Genomic DNA, 3,909 nt, shown 5'->3' on the forward strand with positions numbered 1-3,909 from the left:
AAGTAGTCGACCAGGTCCACCCCGACCAGCTCCACCCGCCCGGCGAGGCCGCGCGCCGTGACCTCCGCGCCGGCCTGGAGCAAGGCCCGGCCCTGGCCACAGCAGAGGTCGAGCCAGGCGACGGGCCCGTCGGCGGTTTCCAGGAGCCGGTCGAGCGGGTTGAAGCCAAGGTCGCGGGTGTAGCTGTTCGGCCCGGCGAGCTGCCGCTCCCGGTTCATCGCCGAGTTGGCGACCACCGCCGACCCCGCGAGTGTCTCGTCGGAGAGCAGGCGGTCACTCATGGGGCGGCTCGTCCCGTTGCGGGCGGTGGCCGCGGACCGAGCCGGCGTGGGCCTTCATCGACGGGTTGCGGCGCACCGCGATCAGGCTGGCCACCGTCGTGACGGTCAGGACCACGGCGATGACGACCAGCGAGAGGTTGGTCGAGATCTCCCACACGCTCGTGGAGATGTCCTCGTGCGCCCAGTGCAGGGCCAGCTTCACGCCGATGAAGGCCAGGATGATCGCGAGCCCCGTGGACAGGTAGACCAGCCGGTCCAGCAAGCCCGCCACCAGGAAGAACAGGGCCCGCAGGCCGAGCAGGGCGAACGCGTTGGCGGTGAAGACGATGTAGGTCTCCTGGGTCACGCCGAAGACCGCCGGGATCGAGTCGAGGGCGAACAGCAGGTCGGTGCTGCCGATCGCGATCAGCACGACGAACAGCGGCGTGACCACCCGCTTGCCGTGCTCCCTCGTGAACAGCTTGCCGTCGCGGTAGTCGTCGGTCACCGGCAGCACGCGTCGCGTCGCCCGTACCAGCGCGTTGTCCGCATCCGGGTCTTCGTCGCGGTGCCGGTAGAGCTGGACCGCCGTGTAGATCAGCAACAGCCCGAAGATCAGGAACATGACGGAGAAGAGCGACAGCAGCGCCGCGCCGAGCACGATGAAGACGACCCGGAAGGCCAGCGCCAGCACGATGCCAAACGTGAGCACGCGCTGCTGGTGCGCGGCCGGGACCGCGAACGTCGTCATGATGATCACGAACACGAACAGGTTGTCGACGGAGAGGCTCTTCTCGACCAGGTAGCCGGCGAAGTACTGCGTGCCGAACTCCCACCCCGAGATCGTCGCGAAGACCACGCCGAAGACGACCGCGACCGCGATGTAGAAGACGGACCAGGCGACGGCCTCCTTGAAGTGCACGGCGTGCGGCTTGAGCGTTCCGATGATCAGGTCGAGGGCGAGCAGGCCGAGGATGACGAGGATCGTTAGCGTCCAGCCCAGGGCGCTGACGTGCAGCATTGGCCGTCCTTCCGTCGCCGGCGGTCAGCCCTGAGCTTGCCCTACGACGTCGGCCCGCGCCCGTAGGCGGACCCGGGTGATCGCGCGTCCGGTCACCTCGACGACCTCCGCGGTGTGCGCCGGCAGCTCGACAGTCTCGCCCGGCGCGGTCGGGATGTGCCCCAGCCGCGCGAGCAGCAGCCCCGCGACCGTGGTGTAGTCGCGGTGCTCGTCGGCGCCCAGGTCGACACCGATGTCCGGCAGATCATGGATCGGGTACGTGCCGACGAGCAGCAGATCCCCTTCAGGGGTCCGGACGACCTCCTGCACGTCCCGGTCGGTCTCGTCGTAGATCTCGCCGACGATCTCCTCGACCAGGTCCTCCATCGTGACGATCCCGTCGACCGCGCCCCGCTCGTCGACCACGACCGCGAACTGCTGGCGCTGCTGCCGGAGCTGACGGATCGCGTCGGTCACCTTGAGCGTCTCCGGCAGGAAGACGACCGGGTTCGCGCTGGCGCCGACCGTGCCGTCGCTGTCGACGAGATCGCGAATGTGCACCAGGCCGAGCACGTCGTCGAGCCCGGTCGGCCCGACCACCGGGGCCCGCGACTGGCCGGCCTTGACGATGCTGCGCAGCGCCTCGGGCGCGGGCGTGTCGGCGGCCAGCGTGAACACGTGCCCGCGCGGGGTGAGCACCTCCCGCAGCACCCGGTCGGCGACCTCGAAGGCGCCGCTGATGATCATCCGCTGGTCGTCCGGGATCGTCTGCTGCGCGGCCACCATGTCGCGCAGCTCCTCGGTGCTGACCTCCTCGCGGGCGGCCTGCGGGTCACCGCCGGACAGCCGCACGACCAGGTCGCTGGTCTTGCCGAGCAGCCAGACCAGCGGGCGGGAGACGGTCGAGAGGACGTCGAGCGGCCGGGCCACCATCAGCGCCCACCCCTCGGCCCGCTGCATCGCGATCCGCTTGGGCGCGAGCTCGCCGAACACGAGCGTGAAGAACGTCAGCACGATCGTCACGACGACGATGGCCGCGGGTTCGGCCCCGCCGCCGAGGAAGCCGAGCGGCTCGATCAACGGCTGGGCGAGGGACACCGCGGCCGCCGCGGAGGCGAGGAAGCCCGCGAGCGTGATGCCGATCTGGATGGTGGCCAGGAACCGGTTGGGGTCACCGGCCAGCCGGGCCAGCACCCGCCCACCGCTCGAGGCACGCTCGAGCCGGCGGATCTGGCTCTCCCGCAGCGACACGAGCGCCATCTCGCTGCCGGCGAAGACGGCATTCAACAACACCAGCACGAGTACGAGCGCGACCTGCGCCCCATAGCCCCCCACAGAGGTTCCCTTCGAAGATCGTCGGCGTAGACAGGTAGATTGCCATGCCCAGCTGAGAGAGCGACAAACCCGGCGCGTTGTTGCGGTGAGTCCATGTCCCGCGAGATCGTCCGCGCGGAAACCGCCCGCGCGCCGAGTCCGTCGCTGACCAGGCCTTTAGTAACGTCAAGGGTTGACAAGACGGCGGGTTCGAGCTGGCCGTCGGCGTCGACGACGGACGTGCGGGAGGTCGTGGGTGACAGGCCTGCGCCGCTACCGGACCGCGGCGGTCCGGCGGCTGGCACGTGTCGGCACGAGACTCACCCTCGCCTTCCTGGCGGTGGCGCTGCTGATCCCGGTGGTCGGCGTGATCGCGATCCGCGAGTTGCACGCCACCAGCATGCGAGCGGCCCAGATCGAGGCCCAGCACGTCGCCGAGCAGATCGCCTTCACGATGGCCCAGCGCGAGGAGCCCATCCGCATCACGCCGCTCTACGAGCAACCCGACGCCCTGCAGCTCTACGTTGACAGCCTGCGTCGTGAGCTCGGCCGTGACATCGAGGTCGTCGGCCTCGACCGGGTCATCATCGCCGACGCCATCGAGCGCAACCGGGGCCAGGTCTTCAACGAGGACCCCGAGGGCCAGGTCGGCGCGACGATGCGGGACGGCCAACCGCGCACCTTCGAGGAACGCAACGCGGACTTCCCCGAAGGCATCCAACTCGTCGTCGTGCCCCTGTACTCGCCCGAGCACGTCATCGTCGGTGCGGTCATCCTCGAGTACACGCCGATCTTCAACGAGTTGCTGGCGGCGAGCGGGCGCACCCGGAACATCATCATCGCCATCAGCGCGGGCGGCGCCGTCGCCGCACTCCTGCTGAGCTACCTGCTGGCCCGCGGGTTCGTCCGGGACCTGCACACGCTCTCGCGCGCCGCGGGTCGGCTCGCCGGCGGGGACGACACCGCCCGCGCGCGGGTCCAGTCACACAGCGAGGTCGGCGACCTGGCGGCGGGGTTCAACACGATGGCCGAACAGATCGCCGAGCAGAAGGCGGTCCTCGTGGAGATGACGGCCAGCGACCCGCTGACCGGGCTGCGCAACCGGCGGTCGTTCCAGGCGCGGCTGGAGGATCTGCTGGCGGAGGCCCGGCACGACGGAGCGCCGTTGGCGATGCTGATGCTCGACCTCGACCACTTCAAGACGATCAACGACCGGCACGGTCACCCTGCCGGCGACGCGGTGCTGCAGGCGGTCGCCGGCCTGCTGGAAACCACGCTGCGTCCGGAGGACGTCGCCGCGCGGCTCGGCGGCGAGGAGTTCGGGGTGCTGCTCCC

General features: G+C 70.0%; 3 protein-coding genes and 1 pseudogene. 1 reads left to right on the plus strand and 3 read right to left on the minus strand.

All coding sequences use genetic code 11. The features are described from left to right. The 3 genes and pseudogenes from Air01nite_RS40650 to Air01nite_RS40660 all read right to left on the minus strand — a co-directional run. Window positions 1-281, minus strand: a pseudogene (locus Air01nite_RS40650) (hypothetical protein); the annotation flags it as partial. Next, window positions 274-1,281, minus strand: coding sequence for a TerC family protein (locus tag Air01nite_RS40655; protein ID WP_203708854.1), 1,008 nt, complete (start codon window positions 1,279-1,281; stop codon window positions 274-276). The pseudogene Air01nite_RS40650 and the gene Air01nite_RS40655, both read right to left, overlap by 8 nt. A 24-nt stretch (window positions 1,282-1,305) precedes the next feature. After that, window positions 1,306-2,595 (minus strand): hemolysin family protein, encoded by a 1,290-nt coding sequence (locus Air01nite_RS40660; RefSeq protein WP_203708855.1) that lies wholly within the window; start codon window positions 2,593-2,595, stop codon window positions 1,306-1,308. A 235-nt stretch (window positions 2,596-2,830) separates the two neighbouring features. Here Air01nite_RS40660 and Air01nite_RS41735 point away from each other — a divergent pair. After that, window positions 2,831-3,909 (plus strand): GGDEF domain-containing protein (locus Air01nite_RS41735; protein ID WP_203708857.1); only part of this gene is annotated, 1,079 nt, incomplete at its 3' end.

Origin of the sequence: Asanoa iriomotensis, from assembly GCF_016862515.1 — a bacterium.
In the GTDB taxonomy this organism is placed as follows: Bacteria; Actinomycetota; Actinomycetes; order Mycobacteriales; family Micromonosporaceae; genus Asanoa; species Asanoa iriomotensis.